This is a genomic window from Selenomonas sp. AB3002, assembly GCF_000702545.1.
GTDB classification, from domain to species: Bacteria; Bacillota; Negativicutes; order Selenomonadales; family Selenomonadaceae; genus Selenomonas_B; species Selenomonas_B ruminantium_A.
In genome coordinates this window covers 1,954,613-1,971,299 of sequence record NZ_JNIO01000008.1, presented here as the reverse complement: position 1 = coordinate 1,971,299, position 16,687 = coordinate 1,954,613, and the positions used below count along the sequence as shown (strand labels likewise).

14 protein-coding genes and 6 tRNA genes are annotated in these 16,687 nt (G+C 54.1%); 19 read left to right on the top strand and 1 reads right to left on the bottom strand.

The features are described 5' to 3' along the window. Positions 1-330: 330 nt before the first annotated feature. A complete protein-coding gene (locus P159_RS20840; protein WP_074698518.1) occupies positions 331-567 on the bottom strand; it encodes a hypothetical protein in 237 nt (78 codons plus the stop codon). A 107-nt stretch (positions 568-674) separates the two neighbouring features. Here P159_RS20840 and P159_RS0117405 point away from each other — a divergent pair, with 107 nt between their 5' ends. From P159_RS0117405 to P159_RS0117315, 19 genes are all read left to right on the top strand, one after another. Beyond that, complete coding sequence (locus tag P159_RS0117405) at positions 675-881, top strand: hypothetical protein (RefSeq protein ID WP_029546132.1); 207 nt, start codon at positions 675-677, stop codon at positions 879-881. After that, positions 862-1,473 (top strand): hypothetical protein, encoded by a 612-nt coding sequence (locus P159_RS0117400; protein WP_185753782.1) that lies wholly within the window; start codon positions 862-864, stop codon positions 1,471-1,473. The genes P159_RS0117405 and P159_RS0117400 overlap by 20 nt, the downstream gene beginning before the upstream one ends. Before the next feature lie 293 nt (positions 1,474-1,766). After that, on the top strand, positions 1,767-2,453 hold the full coding sequence (gene ftsE / locus P159_RS0117395) for a cell division ATP-binding protein FtsE (RefSeq protein WP_029546129.1): 687 nt from the start codon (positions 1,767-1,769) through the stop codon (positions 2,451-2,453). After that, positions 2,443-3,330: a permease-like cell division protein FtsX gene (ftsX, locus tag P159_RS0117390; RefSeq protein ID WP_029546127.1), complete on the top strand. Its 888-nt coding sequence runs from the start codon at positions 2,443-2,445 to the stop codon at positions 3,328-3,330. The genes ftsE and ftsX overlap by 11 nt, the downstream gene beginning before the upstream one ends. Before the next feature lie 50 nt (positions 3,331-3,380). Further along, entirely contained in the window at positions 3,381-4,460 is a 1,080-nt protein-coding gene (locus P159_RS0117385; RefSeq protein ID WP_318253651.1) for a peptidoglycan DD-metalloendopeptidase family protein, read from the top strand. 29 nt (positions 4,461-4,489) lie between these two features. Beyond that, complete coding sequence (locus P159_RS0117380) at positions 4,490-5,644, top strand: S41 family peptidase (RefSeq protein ID WP_029546124.1); 1,155 nt, start codon at positions 4,490-4,492, stop codon at positions 5,642-5,644. Positions 5,645-5,746: 102 nt separating this feature from the next. After that, positions 5,747-5,821 (top strand) — tRNA-Gly (locus P159_RS0117375). Positions 5,822-5,826: 5 nt separating this feature from the next. Then, positions 5,827-5,901, top strand: a tRNA-Gly gene (locus P159_RS0117370). Positions 5,902-5,905: 4 nt separating this feature from the next. Next, positions 5,906-5,980 (top strand) — tRNA-Gly (locus P159_RS0117365). Positions 5,981-6,127: 147 nt separating this feature from the next. After that, positions 6,128-6,204: transfer RNA gene (locus tag P159_RS0117360), tRNA-Ile, on the top strand. Between the two features lie 26 nt (positions 6,205-6,230). Next, a tRNA-Arg gene (locus P159_RS0117355) sits at positions 6,231-6,308 on the top strand. Positions 6,309-6,312: 4 nt separating this feature from the next. Then, positions 6,313-6,398, top strand: a tRNA-Tyr gene (locus P159_RS0117350). Between the two features lie 171 nt (positions 6,399-6,569). Next, positions 6,570-7,532 carry a YybS family protein gene (locus tag P159_RS0117345; RefSeq protein ID WP_029546122.1) on the top strand — a complete coding sequence of 321 codons (963 nt, stop codon included), beginning with the start codon at positions 6,570-6,572 and terminating at the stop codon, positions 7,530-7,532. Between the two features lie 20 nt (positions 7,533-7,552). Next, on the top strand, positions 7,553-9,583 hold the full coding sequence (locus P159_RS0117340) for a DHH family phosphoesterase (RefSeq protein WP_029546121.1): 2,031 nt from the start codon (positions 7,553-7,555) through the stop codon (positions 9,581-9,583). Continuing rightward, complete coding sequence (gene rplI, locus P159_RS0117335; protein ID WP_029546119.1) at positions 9,534-9,977, top strand: 50S ribosomal protein L9; 444 nt, start codon at positions 9,534-9,536, stop codon at positions 9,975-9,977. The genes P159_RS0117340 and rplI overlap by 50 nt, the downstream gene beginning before the upstream one ends. A 5-nt stretch (positions 9,978-9,982) precedes the next feature. Then, positions 9,983-11,929 (top strand): Lon family ATP-dependent protease, encoded by a 1,947-nt coding sequence (lonC, locus tag P159_RS0117330; protein ID WP_029546117.1) that lies wholly within the window; start codon positions 9,983-9,985, stop codon positions 11,927-11,929. A gap of 342 nt (positions 11,930-12,271) precedes the next feature. After that, complete coding sequence (gene dnaB, locus P159_RS0117325) at positions 12,272-13,600, top strand: replicative DNA helicase (RefSeq protein WP_029546115.1); 1,329 nt, start codon at positions 12,272-12,274, stop codon at positions 13,598-13,600. A gap of 11 nt (positions 13,601-13,611) precedes the next feature. Then, positions 13,612-14,826, top strand: a complete 1,215-nt coding sequence (locus P159_RS19700) for a hypothetical protein (RefSeq protein WP_029546113.1) — start codon at positions 13,612-13,614, stop codon at positions 14,824-14,826. 10 nt (positions 14,827-14,836) lie between these two features. Next, positions 14,837-16,528, top strand: coding sequence for a glycosyltransferase family 61 protein (locus tag P159_RS0117315; protein WP_029546112.1), 1,692 nt, complete (start codon positions 14,837-14,839; stop codon positions 16,526-16,528). Positions 16,529-16,687 lie beyond the last annotated feature (159 nt).

Genomic DNA, 16,687 nt, shown 5'->3' with positions numbered 1-16,687 from the left:
ATATGCCATCATATTCTGAAAAATCTTTCGCAATCTCTATGATGCCTTACTATTCGTCACCCTATGGTGATTCTCCTGCCGACAAAGGACTTGGACAGGAGAAATGGCGTGTTTCAAAAAAGCCATTTTTATGCCCGCAAAAGGAACTTCCCCATCCCATGGCGAAATTCTCCATCAGAGCTTTTCCGTGCCAGTGACATGTCAACGGGAGTTCTGAGCCATAGGCGAAGAACTCCCCGACCGATGACAACGCAGATGGCTGCATATCGGGCAATTATTATGGATATGAACGAGGCTAGTGTAAAACCTCGTTCATATTTATAACAATTGTTATTCTGGAAGATCGGGATATATGGACACCAATTTTGTTCTAGCTTTGTCTATTGTAAAGTGCCAATGTATGGGGGTGAGTTTGGCGTTTCGTTCCTTTTCCCAGACAGCTACTTCTTTTTGCAGCTTGTCAATGGAATCGACACGTCTGGCCAGGCACTGCTTGGTAAGAAGGCGTGTTTCAAAAACATCAAAATCAGCTTTAAAACCAGCCTGAAAAAAATCTGTTGACTTCACCTTAAATTATCTCAACTACTGTTCAAATAAAATAAAAGCATACGTTCACCTCAAATGCTTTATACTGAGAGTAGCAACAATCCAGTTAGGCATAGGAGGTGTACCGTATGCTAACATCATTGTACTACCCAAAAGAGATATTGAAAAGTCTTTTATCTGGAGTTCCCACTTCGTTACCCGGTGGTTTTAACTCTTGCTCCTTTTTTATGGGACTTATCGGAAAGTGGGCTGACCATGTGAATTTGCCTGTAACTGTGATCTCTGAAGCATTTGGTGTTACCCCTCAGGCTGTCTATGATGCAGAATATGGATGACCGCAAGGGCGAAACGTGGGAACTTGCCATGGAGACCTTGAAGGATTTGGGGCGCAAGCTGAAGGTGGCCATCAGCGATGCTGGCAGCGGTCTCCTCAAAGGCGTGAAGGCCGCCTTCCCTATCCGCTATAGCTGGTCATACAAGCTTAGCAGTGAAATTCTGCGGTTCAGAGAGCGGCTGCCTACGATCATGCTTTTCATAGGCAGGCTGTTCCGTGACTTCAGCATGAAAGCTGAGGCTATGGGACTGCCTGAGGAGGTATTCCGTCTTCTCTATAGCAGATTCGCAGTAAGCAAAGAGTCAGAAGCCTATGCGAAACTTATCCAGCAGGCATCAGCCCTCATCCCGGCAGGGGAGTTAGCCAATGTTGAAAAAGTGCATGATGAAATAGTCACCGGCATCAAGAGGGCCAGCAGCATGGTCGAAAATGTCAATGGCAGGCTTCGTGCCTACATGAACATAAAGAGGCATGTTTCATCGAACTTTTATAGCCTGGTTCAACTTCACATGAATGCGAAGAAGTACCGTAGGTCAAGGGTTGCGTCAAGAAAGGGCCACAGCCCGTTGGAACTGCTTACAGGAATTCATTGACCTGCTGGAGGAATATGGATTCTGGGACAAAGACATGGCGGAACAAGTTGCATAAATTTCGCACACAAAATCGAAAACGTAACGGCATTCTATGCCGCACAGGAGGGTGTTGTTTTTTGCTCTTTCCAAGGATTTTTAAACATCAAATGGCTGTTTTTGAAACACGCCGTCCTCTGCACTGCAACGGTGCAGGGGATTTTTCTTTGAGAATATTTCCCTTTGTGGTAAAATATAAGGCGGTATACTCTCTTGCAGAGAGTTTTGCGAAGACTATTAAGGAGGGAAATACCTCGATGATACATATGCGCAATGTGAGGAAGGTCTACGACACCGGCGTGGTGGCCCTGGATGGGGTGAATGTGGACATCAAGAAGGGAGAGTTTGTCTTCGTGGTGGGGGCCAGCGGTGCAGGCAAGTCCACCTTCATCAAGATGCTCTTTCGTGAGGAACTGCCCACCAGCGGCGAACTGCTGGTGAACGGCCATGATGTGGTGAATATGGACAGGAGCGAAGTGCCGTACCTGCGCCGCGGCCTGGGGGTAATCTTCCAGGATTACCGCCTGCTGCCGGACAAGACGGTGTTTGAGAACGTGGCCTTTGCCATGCAGGTCATTGAGGCCCCCCGCCGCACCATGCAGCGGAGCGTCAATGCGGTGCTGGAAGTGGTGGGGCTCCGGGACAAGTACAGGAGTTTTCCCTCTCAGCTGTCAGGCGGCGAGCAGCAGCGGGTGGCCATCGCCCGCGCCATCGTGAATTCGCCCACCATCGTCATTGCCGACGAGCCTACGGGCAATCTTGACCCGGAGACCAGCTGGGATATCATGGATATTTTCCACAGGATCAATCAGGCGGGGACTACCGTGATCATGGCCACCCACGACAAGCATATCGTGGACACCATGCAGCGGCGGGTCATCGCCATCGAGGGAGGACATATTGTGAGGGATGAAGCCCGGGGGGTATACGGTTATGAAGCTTAGGACCAGCGAATATTTCTTGCAGGAAGTCTTCCATTCGCTGAAGCGGAATAACTGGATGACCTTTGCCTCCGTGGGTACCGTGGCGGTGTCCCTCTTCGTGTTGGGCGTGTTCCTGATCCTGGTGCTGAACATGAACCGCATGGCCGGCATGCTGGAGTCCCAGGTGCAGATCAGCGTCTATCTGGAGGACAAGCTGGAAGCCAGCGACAGAAAGAAGATACAGAGTGAAATAGAGAATATGCAGGGCATCGAGTCTGTGAAGTATGTTTCCCGGGACGAGGCCAAAGATCGCCTGTCCGAGCGGCTGGGTGACCAGAAATACCTGCTCGAGGCCCTGGGGGAGAAGAATCCCCTGCCTGATGCCTTTGAGGTGACTGTAATCCAGCCGGAACTGGTGGAGACTGCCGCCACGGCCATAGCTCAGGTCAAGGGGGTAGAGGAAGCCAAGTATGGTCAGGATGTGGTGGAACACCTCTTTGATATCACCCGGCTCATGCGCATTTTCGGCCTGGCTTTGATGGTGCTGCTGGCGGGTGCGACTTTGTTCATTATCTCCAATACCATCCGTCTGACGGTCTTTGCAAGGCGCAAGGAAATCGCCATCATGAAATATGTGGGTGCCACGGACTGGTTTATCCGCTGGCCTTTCGTCATTGAGGGCGTGGTCATGGGATGCTTCGGCGGGTTCCTGGCGGCGCTGGCTCTCAGGAGCTTCTATGCGGCCATGGCAGCCAAGATTTACAGCACACTGGCCTTCTTCCCGTTGATGCCCCAGTATCCTTTCATGAACTATGTCACGGTGGGCATCATCCTGGCGGGCATGGCCATCGGTGCCGGCGGCTCTGCCATTTCCTTGAAGCGTTTCCTGAAGGTGTGAGCATGGAGAAGATGAAGATCAAAAGCGGAGCCTGGCTGCTCACGGGGCTGATGGCGGTGCAGTCTGCCACGGCGCTGGCTTCTTTGGAAGATGACAAGGCCAGCTATGATGCCCAGGCAGAGGAAAAGCGCCAGCAGAGTGAGGAACTGGCAGGCAGGATAGAATCCCTGTCCGAGGAAAAGCGCATCCTGGATGAGGAGGCAGAGGCTGCCATTGCCGAGCATGAGGCCTGCAAGGCGGAGCTTGATGCTACTGAGGCACGTCTGGAAGAAAATGAGGAAAAGCTCAAGAAGACCCAGGCAGACTATGAAGATAAGACTGAGAAGCTGGGCAAAAGGGTGCGGGATATCTACATCAACGGCCAGATTTCCTATATGGATGTGCTCTTTGGCGCCAAGGACTTCTCCGACCTGATGACCCGCATGGATTTGCTCAAGCGGGTCATCAAGCAGGATTATGACCTGGTGCAGCTGGTGCTGGCAGAAAAGGCAGATATCGAGCGCACCAAGTCCAGCCTGGAAAAGGACAAGGCTGTGCAGGTCCAGCAGGAAGAAAAGGCAAGAGCTGCCCGTGATGAGCGTGAAATCAAGGTAGCCAAGCGCAAGGCTCTCCTGGACCGCATGAAGAATGACAAGGCAGTCATTGATGCTCAGTACGATGAGCTCATGGCGGCTTCCAAGCAGGTGGAGGAGATGCTGCGCCGCTCCAGCTACGTCAGTGCCGCCCCTGCGGCGGTGGGGGGCGGCAGCGGTGCCATGCTCTGGCCCATGGCGGGGCCTGTGACATCGGAGTTTGGCTGGCGTGTCCACCCCATCACCGGCACACAGAAATTCCACAGCGGAGTGGACATCGGCGGCGATTACGGACAGCCCATTGCGGCGGCCCAGGGTGGCACCGTGGAGTATGCCGGCTGGATTTCCGGCTATGGCAATGCGGTGATCATCAGCCACGGGGGCGGCATTTCCACCCTCTATGGCCATTGCCAGTCGTTGGCGGTGGGAGTGGGTCAGCAGGTTTCCCGGGGGGAGACTGTGGCATACTGCGGCTCTACTGGCAACTCTACCGGTCCTCACTGCCATTTTGAGGTGCGTCAGGGGGGCGAGCCCATCAGTCCCTATTCTTTCTTGTAATATTATGAGGCAAAGTTATGAGTCTTTTCATGAATAAAAAGCGGTTGGCAGCAGTTATAGCCGTCACGGCTGTGATCTCTTCCTTGCTGACCATGGCGGTCTGGATGGCCGTGCTGGGGCTGGACAAACACAAGGCTCTTGACCTGGTGCGGTTCTTTGGCACCATGCGGTTCATCGAGACCCGCTATGTGGATGAGACAGACGAGAGCAAGCTTTTGGATGGTGCCATCTCCGGCATGGTGCAGTCTTTGGGTGACCCACACTCCATCTACATGGACAAGAATATGTACACCCAGCTCATGCAGCATACGGAGGGTTCCTTCGGGGGCATTGGTGTCACCATGGGGTTCAAGGACAGCAAGGTGACCATCGTTTCCGTATTGGAGGGAACTCCCGGTGAGGAGGCAGGCCTGCTGGCGGGTGATGAGATCATGGCGGTGGATGGCACCCCTGTCACGGAACTCCAGCCTGAGGAAGTGGTGCTGGGTATCCGCGGCGAGGTGGGCACCAAGGTGGCCCTGACTGTGCATCGGGAGGGCCAGGAGGATGCAGATTACCAGCTGACCCGCGCTACCATTCACGTGCCCTCTGTGAAGGGCCTGATGGTGGAAGGCACAGATCTGGGCTATATCCGCATTGCCTCCTTTGCGGAGAATACGGGCAAGGAATTCAAGGAGGAGCTGAAAAAGCTCAAGGATGAGGGCACCAGGGGGCTTATCATTGACCTCAGGCAGAACCCCGGCGGCCTTATCACCAGTTGCGTGGAAGTGGCCCGGGAAGTGGTGCCCAAGGGCAATATTGTGTCCGTAGTGGAAAAGAGCGGTGCCAGGGAGGAGTATGATTCCGACCTGGAGGAGCCGTATATGCCCGTGGTGGTGCTCATGGACGGCGGCAGCGCCAGCGCCTCGGAAATCCTGGCTGGTGCCCTGCAGGACACCGGGGCGGGCAAGGTGGTAGGCGTCCAGTCCTACGGCAAGGGCTCAGTGCAGATCGTGGTTCCCCTTATGAATGATGACGGCATCAAGCTCACGGTAGCCAAGTACTATACACCTTCCGGACGCAGCATTGACGGCACAGGCATCACGCCGGATGTGGAGGCGGTGCTTTCCACTGAAGGCGGCGTGGACAGCCAGCTGGAGAAGGCCAAGGAAGTGCTCAAACAGGAGCTGGGAGAGGCTCTCTGAAATATTTCTTAAAAAATATAAAAAAAGCCTTGACAGGCGGTGTCTATCTGAGTAAAATATTCTTTGTCAGTCGGCGCAAGGCAACTTGCCAGACAGATGAATGCGGAAATAGCTCAGTGGTAGAGCACCACCTTGCCAAGGTGGGGGTCGCGAGTTCGAGCCTCGTTTTCCGCTCCATATATGCGGAAATAGCTCAGTGGTAGAGCACCACCTTGCCAAGGTGGGGGTCGCGAGTTCGAGCCTCGTTTTCCGCTCCATATTGCGGAAATAGCTCAGTGGTAGAGCACCACCTTGCCAAGGTGGGGGTCGCGAGTTCGAGCCTCGTTTTCCGCTCCATTGAAATCACAGCCGGTGCAGATGCGCCGGCTTTTCTGTTGCAGGCAGCCATCGCAAAACTTTTTTATAAAAATATCAAAATAGGGGTTGACGGGACATGGTGCCTGTGCTAATATAATATCTGTCGCTGGCGAGCGGCAAAGGAAAGGGCCTATAGCTCAGTTGGTTAGAGCAACCGGCTCATAACCGGTCGGTCCTTGGTTCGAGTCCAAGTGGGCCCACCAAAAATAATTTAATATCGCCACAAAATGACTCAGTAGCTCAGCTGGATTAGAGTATTTGACTACGAATCAAAGGGTCGGGGGTTCGAGTCCCTCCTGGGTCACCATTGTGGGTAGGTGCCCGAGTGGTTAAAGGGAACGGACTGTAAATCCGTCGCCTCACGGCTACGATGGTTCGAATCCATCCCTGCCCACCACCTGAAATCAGAGCGTCGCGTAAGCGGCGCTTTTTCGTTTGCCCAGAAGGGATTTTGCTGTCTGTTTCTACCTAGTACCTGCTCTCAAGACAAGGGCAGTGTTTTTTGTTATAATGTTAGATACGTTTGAGAAGCGGCGGGGGGTCCGCAGGCTTCTGAAAGGAGAAATTTATGGATTCGCATAGAATAACTCCCCTGACAGAGGGGGGGCTGCTGGCGGCCTTGACGGTGGTTATTGCCATAGCTTCTGTCTACGTGCCCCTGGCTGGGCCTTTCATCGCCCTGCTCTGGCCCCTGCCTCTGGCAGTGCTGGTGCTCCGGCACGGCATGCGCCAGGGGATTATGGCCATGCTGGTGGCGGGGGTGGCTCTGGCCATGCTCATAGAGCCCCTCATCGCCCTGCGGCTGGTGATGGCCTACGGGCCTTTGGGGCTGGTGCTGGGATACGGCTACAGGAAGGGATACAACGGGATAAAACTCTTCACTCTGGCCTTTCTGGCAGCCATCCTGGGAGAACTGGTGGTTCTGGGGATGATTTTTGCCATCTTTGGCAATAATCCCTTTGCCATGCTCATGGACGGGCTCAAGAGCTCCTTTGAGGCCAGCTTCGCCCTCTACGAACAGGCGGGCATGCCCGCTGAGGAGATAGAGGCAGGGCGGGCCCAGATTGCCACAGGTCTGCAGCTGATGTCCCAGCTGGGACCGCTGCTGATTGTGGTGCTGGGGCTTTTGGATGCCGGGGTGGCGTTTTTCTTCGGGGGGCGCATTCTGGCGCGGTTGGGCCATGAGGTGCCACAGCTGCCGCCTTTTGCGGACTGGCGGCTGCCCAAGGCTTTTGCCTATCTTTTTGGCTTTGCCATGGTGGGGCTGTACTGGGGCGGCACCCGGCAGATTGAATGGCTTTACCAGCTGGCTCTCAATGCTGATATGCTGGCTCTTTTCGCGGGATTGATTCAAGGGCTGGCTCTCGTGTCTACGGTGATGAACAAGTTCAAGGTCACGGGCTTCTGGCGGTGGCTATTTTACCTGCTTATTCTTCTCAATGGCCTCTTTGCCCAGATCCTGGCCTTTACGGGCCTGTTTGACATGGTGTTTGATTACCGCCGCAAGTTTAGGCGTCATAACGGGGAGTAATCCCCTGGGAGGTGATGGTTATGCCGCGCAATCTGTCGGCCTGGATGGACCTGACGGTGCATCTGGTAGTGATGCTGGCGCTGGTTTCAGTGCTTTACTTTTACAATGAATATCTGGCTGCCGGAGCGGCAGTGCTGTGGCTGTGCCTGGCTTCCTTTGCCAGGGAGCGCTGTGCTGACCGTTCCCGCCGCTTTGAGATTTACTTCAAGAATGTGCTCCGCAACTTGGGAGCGATGCTGAATTATGCGGTGGAGGGACTGCCGCAGGCCATCATCATTCTCAATGAAGAAGGCCGGGTCCAGTGGACCAATTCCCGGGTGCAGGAGCTGACAGGTTCCCCTGTGGAGCAGGACACGGACATGGCCGATATCTGGCCGGGCCTCATTGTGGGGCCTGTCTGGGGCACCGAGGGCGAGTATGTCTTCATGCATGAGGATAGGTACTTCCAGGTGTTCCATGAGCCCATCAAGTCCCTGACGGGGGAGCAGCCCTTGATGGCTTTCTACGTGCAGGATGTGTCGGGCTTTGAGCATCTGCGCAATGAGTACATGCGCAGCCGTACGGTGCTGTGCTTTATCCAGATCGATAACTATGATGAGGTTGTGCAGCGGCAGACGGAAGCGGAGCGCACGGCGCTGCTGCTGGCGGTGAACCAGCAGCTGGACAACTGGACCAAGGCTCACGGGGGCTTCATGCGCCGTGTGGCGGAGGATCGCTACATAGTGCTTCTGGAGCGCGAGGGCCTGGACATGGCCATGGGAGAAAAGTTCGAGGTGCTGGACAAGGTGCGCCAGCTCACCAATACCAACCGCCTGCCGGTGACTCTGTCCATGGGCATTGCCGTGGCTGACAGCCAGAGCATGGGTGAGCTGGGGGCCCAGTCCCAGGCCGGACTTGACCTGGCGCTGGGCCGCGGCGGCGACCAGGTGGCCGTGAATATCGGCGGCAAGACCCAGTTCTTCGGCGGCCGGGCCAAGGCGGTGGAGAAGCATACCAGGGTCAAGGCCCGGGTGGTGGCTCACGCCCTCAGGGAAATCATGGAGGGAGCCGAGGAAATCTACGTCATGGGTCACCATAACGAGGATTTTGACTGCTTCGGCGCTGCTATGGGCGTGGCCAAGATGGCGCGTCAGCTGGAGAAAAAAGTGCATATCGTGCTGTCTGATATGAATGACGGCATAGATAAGTTCGCTGACCTCCTGCATGGCAAGGAGGAGTACGAGAATCTCTTTGTGCGGGCAGAGGATCTGGGCGGCGTCGTGTCCCTGAATCCCCTGGTGATTGTGGTGGACACCCATATTCCCCATCTGGCGGCTTGTCCGGAACTGCTGGAAAAGACCAACCAGGTGGTGGTCATAGACCATCACCGCCGCAGCGAGCACTTTATCAAGAACCCTCTGCTGGTCTATATCGAGCCAGCTTCCAGCTCCACTTCCGAGCTGGTGACGGAGCTATTGATGTACTTTGAGGACAATCTGATGCTCTCAAGGCTGGATGCCACGGCCCTTTATTCCGGCATTGTGGTGGACACCAAGAATTTTGCCGTGCAGACAGGTGTGCGCACCTTTGATGCGGCGGCCTACCTGCGCCGCAGCGGGGCTGATCCTGTCATGGTGCGGCACCTCTTCCGCACGGACTACGAGACTACCGTGGCCCTGGCGGAGGTCAAGGCCCGCTCCAAGCTCTATCCTGGGGGCTTTATCGTCAGCTCCAACCCCAAGCTCTGCCAGAACGGGCAGGTCATCGCCGCCCAGGCGGCAGATTCCTTCCTGCGGGTGGAAGGGGTGCGCATGAGCATCGTGGTGTTCCAGCTGGACGAGAACACCGTGGGTCTTTCTGCCCGCTCCACGGGAGAGCTTAATGTACAGGTCATCATGGAGTTCTTCGGCGGCGGCGGCCACCAGAATGTGGCCGGAGCCCAGGTGAAGAATTCCAGCCTGGATGAAATCCTGGAGCGAGTAGTGGATGTAAGTCAAGATTACATAAAGGAGTATGATTCCAATGAAAGTAATACTGAGTCAGGACGTAAAGAAGCTGGGCAAAAAGGGTGAGATCGTGGAGGTGCAGGAAGGCTACGGCCGCAATTTCCTGCTGCCCCGCAAGCTGGCAGTGCTGGCCACCGCCCAGAGCATGAACGTGGCCAAGCAGCAGGCCGGCTCCAAGGCCCGCAAGGAGGCTATGGCTACTGATGAAGCAAAACTCATGGCTTCCCAGCTGGAAAAGGTTGAGGTCACTATCCCCGTGCGCATTGGCGAGGGTGGCAAGCTCTTTGGCAGCGTCACTGGCAAGGATGTTTCTGATGCTCTCAAGAAGCAGAATATCGACATTGACAAGAAGAAAATCTCCATCAAAGATAATATCACGGGTACCGGTGTTTATGAGGCAGTCATCAAGGTCCATCCTGCCATCACCAGCACCGTCAAGGTAAACATCGTGGCAGAGTAAGCAAGATGAGTTTTTTTGATAATATCTTCAAGAAATTCGCCGGTGGGCAGCAGCAGGAAAGTCAGGCTGACGCACCGGCTTTTCCCGCTCTTACGGACCTTGACCGGGAAATAAACGCCGTCTATGCCCTGCTGGTGGACCTTTGGACCACGGAACGGCTGGTGGTGCAGGCAGGGAAGATGGATGCCCTGCAGCTCATGCGCTCTGATGAGCCTGGAGACAGGGTGCTGGCCCTTCAGCGCATTCTGGAGCAGAATCCCCTGGCAGGACCTGCTCCCAGAGGCAAGGATATAGGCAGAGTCCTCACCATGCTGGAAGAACGGGTGGCTGACATGGTGGCCCGCAAGAGCGTGGAGGACAAGATTGAGAAGAAAGTCTCCGAGAAGCTGGAGCAGGACCATGCTGACTATGTGGAGGATATCCGTCGCCAGGTCATCAAGGAGGAAAAGCCGGGCATTGAAAGTCCTCATGACAAGGCCAAGCGGGAGGAACTGGAGAAGCTGGAGCAGGTGCATCTGACCCAGTCGGTGATGGAGTTGCTGCGTCCTCAGTCCTTTGGGGAAATCGTGGGACAGGAAAGAGCCGTGAAATCCCTGATGGCGAAACTCAGCTCCCCCTATCCCCAGCATCTGATTCTCTATGGCCCTCCCGGTGTAGGCAAGACCACGGCGGCCCGGCTGGTGCTGGAGGCTGCCAAGAAGAAGGAGAGCTCTCCCTTCAATGAGGAGGCCCCCTTCGTGGAAACAGACGGCACCACCCTTAGGTGGGACCCCAGAGATATAACCAACCCCCTTTTGGGCTCTGTCCATGACCCCATCTATCAGGGCGCTTCCAAGACCTTGGCTGACGCGGGTGTGCCGGAGCCGAAGCCGGGGCTGGTCACAGATGCCCACGGCGGCATACTCTTCATCGACGAAATCGGTGAGATGGACGAAATGCTCCAGAACAAGCTGCTGAAGGTGCTGGAGGACAAGCGGGCCTTCTTCGAGTCGGCTTATTATGACCCGGAAGATCCCCATGTGCCGCCATATATACGCAAGCTGTTTGAAGAGGGGGCACCGGCGGATTTCGTGCTGATTGGCGCCACCACCCGGGATGCGGCCCATATCAATCCCGCCCTGCGCTCCCGCTGTGCGGAGATTTACTTCGAGCCTCTGACGCCGAAGCACATCGTGCAGATAGTGCAGAACGCAGCAAAAAAACTGGGAGCAGAGCTGTCGGAAGAACTGGCTGCCCTTATTTCCGAGTACACCATAGAGGGCCGCAAGGCCATCAACATCCTGGCTGATGCTTACAGCCTGGCGCTGGAACGCACGGGAGCAGCCAAGGGAGAGCCAGTCACCATCTCCAAGGAAGATATCTACGAGGTGGCCCAGGTGAGCCGCCTTTACCAGTTTGTCACGAAAAAGGCCTCTGACAAGGCCGTCAAGGGACATATCTTCGGTTTGGGCGTGTCTGGTTTCTTGGGCTCCGTCATTGAGATAGAGGCCGTGGCCTTCCCTGCCCATGAAAAGGGCAAGGGGGCGGTGCGGTTCAATGAGACCGCAGGCAGCATGGCCAAGGATTCTGTGTTCAATGCGGCGTCCGTCCTGCGCAAAGTCACCGGTGAGGATCTGCATGATTACGATGTGCATATCAATGTTATCGGGGGCGGCAATATTGACGGGCCTTCGGCAGGTACGGCCATCTTGGCTGTCCTGGTCAGCGCTGTCACAGGGAAGAAGATCCGCCAGGATGTGGCGGTGACAGGGGAGATTTCCCTGGCAGGCCGGGTGCGGCCTGTGGGGGGAGTTTTCGAGAAGGCTTATGGGGCCAAGCAGGCGGGGATCAAGACTATGGTGATTCCTAAAGAGAATGCCAAGGATATTCCCGAGGAGCATCTCGGGCTCTCTATTCATCCTGTGGAAACGGCGGAGGAAGCTTTCGAGTTGATTTTTGCGGCTGAAGAGTAGCCTGCCCATTGCCTGCGGCCTACTTTTTCTTTGGTGCAAAGAAAAAGTAGCAAAAAGAAACTGCGGCCTTACATTTCTTCCTAAAATCTAACGGCCGCGGGAGCGCCCATCCATGGGCGCCGGGGTTCGGAAGTACGAGGGATTGATTGTGAGTGAGGGGCACAGGTATAGCATAAGCGGAACGTGTGAAATTTTACCATGAATCTTAGCGAGCACAAGCGACGCTCTGCGAAGCAGAGCTAGTGCAGTGGGAGCTTAGATTCCATGGTAAAATTTCAAGTGAAGCGTTGCTATGCCTGTGTCCCGAACGCCTTATAACGAGTAAGAAACAAGGAGGAGCAAATGGCAGAGAATCGCATGCCGCCTCAAAACATCGAGGCTGAGAAGGCTGTTTTGGGGGCTATGCTCATCAAGAAGGATGCTATCATCGAGGTGCAGGAAATCCTGCGGCCTGAGGATTTTTATCGGGAAGCGCATAAGGTGGCCTATGAGGCCATGCTGAAGCTGACGGATAATGAGGAGGCCGTGGATATCGTCACCCTCACCGAGGAACTCCGCAAGGAGGAGCAGTTGGAGAGGGTGGGAGGCGTGCGCTTTGTTACGGATATTGCCAACACCGTGCCCACGGCGGCCAATATTTCCTATCATGCCAAGATCGTCAAGGAAAAGGCGGAACTGCGCCGCCTCATTGATGCGGCTACGGCCATTGCGGCGGCGGCTTATGAGGACACGGACGAAGTGGCCAACATCATGGACGAAGCGGAAAAGCGTATCCTGGCCGTGGCTGCGGGGCAGAGCACCGATGGCTTCGAACCCATGAAGGCCATCCTGCTCCGCACCTTTGAGCGCATCAATGATCTCTATGATTCCAAAGGGAATATCACGGGCATTTCCACAGGCTTCAAGGACCTGGACCACATTACCAGCGGCCTTCAGCCCTCGGACCTTGTGCTGGTGGCGGCCCGTCCTTCCATGGGCAAGACTGCCTTCACCCTGAATATGGCCAGCTATATCGGCCTGCACAATCTGGGTACCGTGGCTTTCTTCTCCCTGGAAATGAGCAAAGAGCAGCTGATGCAGCGCATGCTATGCTCCGAGGGCGGCATTGATGCCCAAAGACTGCGCACGGGCCAACTGGATGATGACGAGTGGACGCGGCTGGTGGAAACTGCCAACCGGCTGAACAGCGCCCCCATCTACATCGACGATACTGCAGGCATCACGGTGATGGAAATGCGCTCCAAGGCCCGCCGTCTGAAGGCGGAGCACGGCCTTTCCGTCATCTTCATCGACTACCTGCAGCTCATGCAGGGCCGGGCTTCCAAGAACAGCGACAACCGCCAGCAGGAAATCTCCGAGATCTCCCGCTCCCTAAAGGCCTTAGCCAGAGAGCTTAATGTCCCCGTCATAGCCCTTTCCCAGCTTTCCCGCTCCGTGGAAAGCCGCCAGGTAAAGCGCCCCATGCTCTCCGACCTGCGCGAGTCAGGCTCCCTGGAGCAGGATGCGGATATAGTCATGTTCCTCTATCGCGAGGATTACTACGACAAGGACACGGAAGCCAAGAACATCACGGAAGTCATCATCGCCAAGCACCGCAACGGTCCTGTGGATACCATCAAGCTGTTCTTCCAGAAGGAATTCACCAAGTTCAGAGATTTGCTTATTGAGTGAGGTTAATAGCAGTGGATAAAGATGAATTTATGAAAGCCTGGCTGGCAAAGCCTGACCGCACCCAGGTGGAAAATAAAGATTTTGGCTTGAAAGATGCCTTAGACAGGCTGAAACTGGGGAATGGTGTTAAGGCCCAGCCGGCTCAGATCCCGGATGGGGCCAGAATATATCAGGCAGCCGTAAATTTGGACGAAGAGAAGCGGGCCAAGGCCGGGGAAACCGGGCCTCTTGGCAGGAAGCGACGCATTGCTTTTGTGGCCTACAGCGCCGACATGTGGGATGCCCTGGCTACCATCCATGCCGAAGCAATGAAGGATGCCGGAGCTGATGTACACACCATCGTGGTACCTTGGTATGAGCGGGATGAAAATGGGCAGCCTGCTGTGCAGCACGATGAAAGCAGCAAGTTCCCCCGGGGCATCGTGCTTACGCCCTGGCAGCATTATGACTACCGGCAGATCAAGCCAGATATTGTCTTCTGCCACAATCCCTATGATGATTTCAATGTGGTGTCCATGATTCAGCCCGAGTTCTTCCTGAGATTCATGCGGCCTTTTGTGCGCACGCTGGTATATGTACCATACTTCGTATCTTTTAATGGGTTTGTGCCAAAGGACAGGCTGATGTCGGCAGGCCTTGATCATGCAGATTTAATCCCTATGGAAAATGACCATATCAGGAACCAGTATTTGGAAGTTTACAAGAAATTTGGTATAGACAATAATTGTTGGGAACGTATGGAGCCGGGGCAGAGCAAGTTTGTATCCCTAGGCTCGCCTAAGCTTGACCGGGTGAGATTCCCGGAGCCGGAGGATTTTGAGATACCGGAGGAGTGGAAAGGCGTTTTGTTGGATGCCAACCAGCAGAAAAAGCCTGCAGTCTTTTACAATATCAGCGTACAGACTTTTTTTGACAGAAAGGAAAAGATGCTGGATAAGATAGAGGCCGTGCTGAATACATTCAAGCTCAGGCAGGAGAAGGTGGCCTTTATCTGGCGTCCTCATCCCCTTTATCGGGAGTCCATAGCGAAATCCTATCCTGAGGGCCTGGCCAGGTATGACAGGCTGGTGGCAGAGTTCCGTACAGAGAAATGGGGCATCTATGATGATACCAGCAATATGTACCGCTCTATGATTCTCAGCGATATGTATTACGGCGATTGGTCCAGCGTTGTGACTTTGTACAGAATGATGGACAAGCCCTTGCTGATTCAGCAGGCATGGTAGGAGTGGCAGCATGGATTTGCAGAAAAGGTTATATGTCAAGAACTATGAGGCTTGGAAATACTTTTGCAACCAGGAATGCTTTTCAACTGAAGTATTGAAGGTTCAAGAGGTGCCTGATGGGGCCATCCTGCCTATGAGAGCCATTCCTGACAATCCCTGTGTAGACGATATTTATGAGGGGGGCGTGGTTGATGCCAAGGGGCGTTTTGTGGCTGGCTCGATCAGGATCAACAAAAAGAACCCCGGCTATATGTCTGTGCTGAGAGGGTATAGTGTAAAGTCTGAAGAGTTGCAGCACAGTCCGGAAAAAGTTATTTTTGGTGGTGTTGTCATAAAACATTTTGGCCATTTTTTGGTCGAGTGCATGTCAAGGCTTTGGTATGTCTTGCAGCAACGGGATGATGGAAAGAAGATTGTCTTTATTGACAACGGCTGGAAAACTGACCTGAAAATGAATGATTTCTTCGAACTTCTGGGAATTGACCTGAAGCGTATCGTCTTCCTGAAACGGCCTACAAGGTTTGCTTCTGTAATCATCCCGGAAGAATCTGTGCATTCCTGGGGGCAGTTCTATACGCAGGAGTACAGGCAAATCTATCAGAAACTGCGAGACGCAGTACCTGCCTCATCGCATAAAAAGATATATCTTACCCATAGTGCCTATCACAGGGATATTACCTGTTGCAATGAACAGTATTTCGAGAATTATTTTGCGGCTAAAGGATTTGCGGTTATTAGTCCTGAGAAATACAGTCTTGCCGAACAGATAGCTATCTTGAAGGGGGCTGACGAAGTGGCTTGCATGGTCAGCACATTGAGCCACCTCATTCTTCTGGCCAAACCCCACACCAAGCTTATTATGCTTACTCGTACCAGTCATGACGTGCTGGTGGCTCAATGCCTTATTAACGAAGCTGCACAGGCTGATTGGTACATAGTAGATGCGTCACAGAACTACCTTTATGGCAATAGAAGTCATGGTGTGATACTGCTAGGGGCCACTGAGTGCTGGCGAAATTTTGTAAGGGATCATTATGGTGAGGAGGATGTGCCTGACACGCTTTCTGAGGCTGCCTTGCCTTATATGCGGGCGTGGTGCAGATACTATGAGCAGAACGACCATTTGAAGCGACTGGATGCTCAGGATTTTGTGGAGCTCTTCCGTCAGATGTATGAAGTGATTATGGGAAAAGATTGCCCGCCTGGGCTGCTGAAAAAATCTCCTAAGGACGAATATCTGGAGGAGAAGGGGCACCAGTTGGGGTCCCTGCAGAATTATAACGAAGTTTTGCACGAGCTGGCTGGCAAGCCTGTGCTGGTTGCCTATGAGATAACCACGGACAAATACAAAAGCCTCCGCTGTTACAGTGGGCAGGTTTGCGGCACGGGGGATGCTGCTATCAAGGATATCAGGATTTACTTCACCGATGAGAAGGTTTCCTGTACTTACAGACTATACCTGCAGGGACAGGGGTGGACTGAACCCAGGAAGTCGGGAGAGGATGCGGAGGCTCTCGGCAGACATGTCTATGGATTGAGCGTTGCCCTGGCTCCTGAATGGGAAAAAATTTACGATCTCAGCTTCCGCCTGCATAACAGAGAGGGCTGGAGCCCCATGCTGCCAGGTGGGGCCAGCGCTGCCCAGGAAGCAAGTCCCCTGGATGCGATTCAATTGATGCTGAAGATAAAAGCAGCAACGTAAGTGTTGGCATACGAGTGAATATTCTCTACAATAAGAATTTAAAAAAACGTCCTTGACAAAACTTCAAGGGCGTTTTATGATGTAATAAATGGAATTGGTTTCACAGACTAGTGGAACTGTTTTCAGAGGTATCCCGGCAGGAATTTGGTGGATTGTGTA

Coding starts and splice junctions, on each gene's coding strand:
- P159_RS0117315 (WP_029546112.1), top strand. CDS start 14,837: ATGGATTTGCAGAAAAGGTTATATGTCAAGAACTATGAGGCTTGGAAA.
- P159_RS0117340 (WP_029546121.1), top strand. CDS start 7,553: ATGCCGCGCAATCTGTCGGCCTGGATGGACCTGACGGTGCATCTGGTA.
- lonC (WP_029546117.1), top strand. CDS start 9,983: ATGAGTTTTTTTGATAATATCTTCAAGAAATTCGCCGGTGGGCAGCAG.
- rplI (WP_029546119.1), top strand. CDS start 9,534: ATGAAAGTAATACTGAGTCAGGACGTAAAGAAGCTGGGCAAAAAGGGT.
- P159_RS0117405 (WP_029546132.1), top strand. CDS start 675: ATGCTAACATCATTGTACTACCCAAAAGAGATATTGAAAAGTCTTTTA.
- dnaB (WP_029546115.1), top strand. CDS start 12,272: ATGGCAGAGAATCGCATGCCGCCTCAAAACATCGAGGCTGAGAAGGCT.
- P159_RS0117385 (WP_318253651.1), top strand. CDS start 3,381: ATGGCGGTGCAGTCTGCCACGGCGCTGGCTTCTTTGGAAGATGACAAG.
- ftsX (WP_029546127.1), top strand. CDS start 2,443: ATGAAGCTTAGGACCAGCGAATATTTCTTGCAGGAAGTCTTCCATTCG.
- P159_RS0117345 (WP_029546122.1), top strand. CDS start 6,570: ATGGATTCGCATAGAATAACTCCCCTGACAGAGGGGGGGCTGCTGGCG.
- ftsE (WP_029546129.1), top strand. CDS start 1,767: ATGATACATATGCGCAATGTGAGGAAGGTCTACGACACCGGCGTGGTG.
- P159_RS0117400 (WP_185753782.1), top strand. CDS start 862: ATGATGCAGAATATGGATGACCGCAAGGGCGAAACGTGGGAACTTGCC.
- P159_RS0117380 (WP_029546124.1), top strand. CDS start 4,490: ATGAATAAAAAGCGGTTGGCAGCAGTTATAGCCGTCACGGCTGTGATC.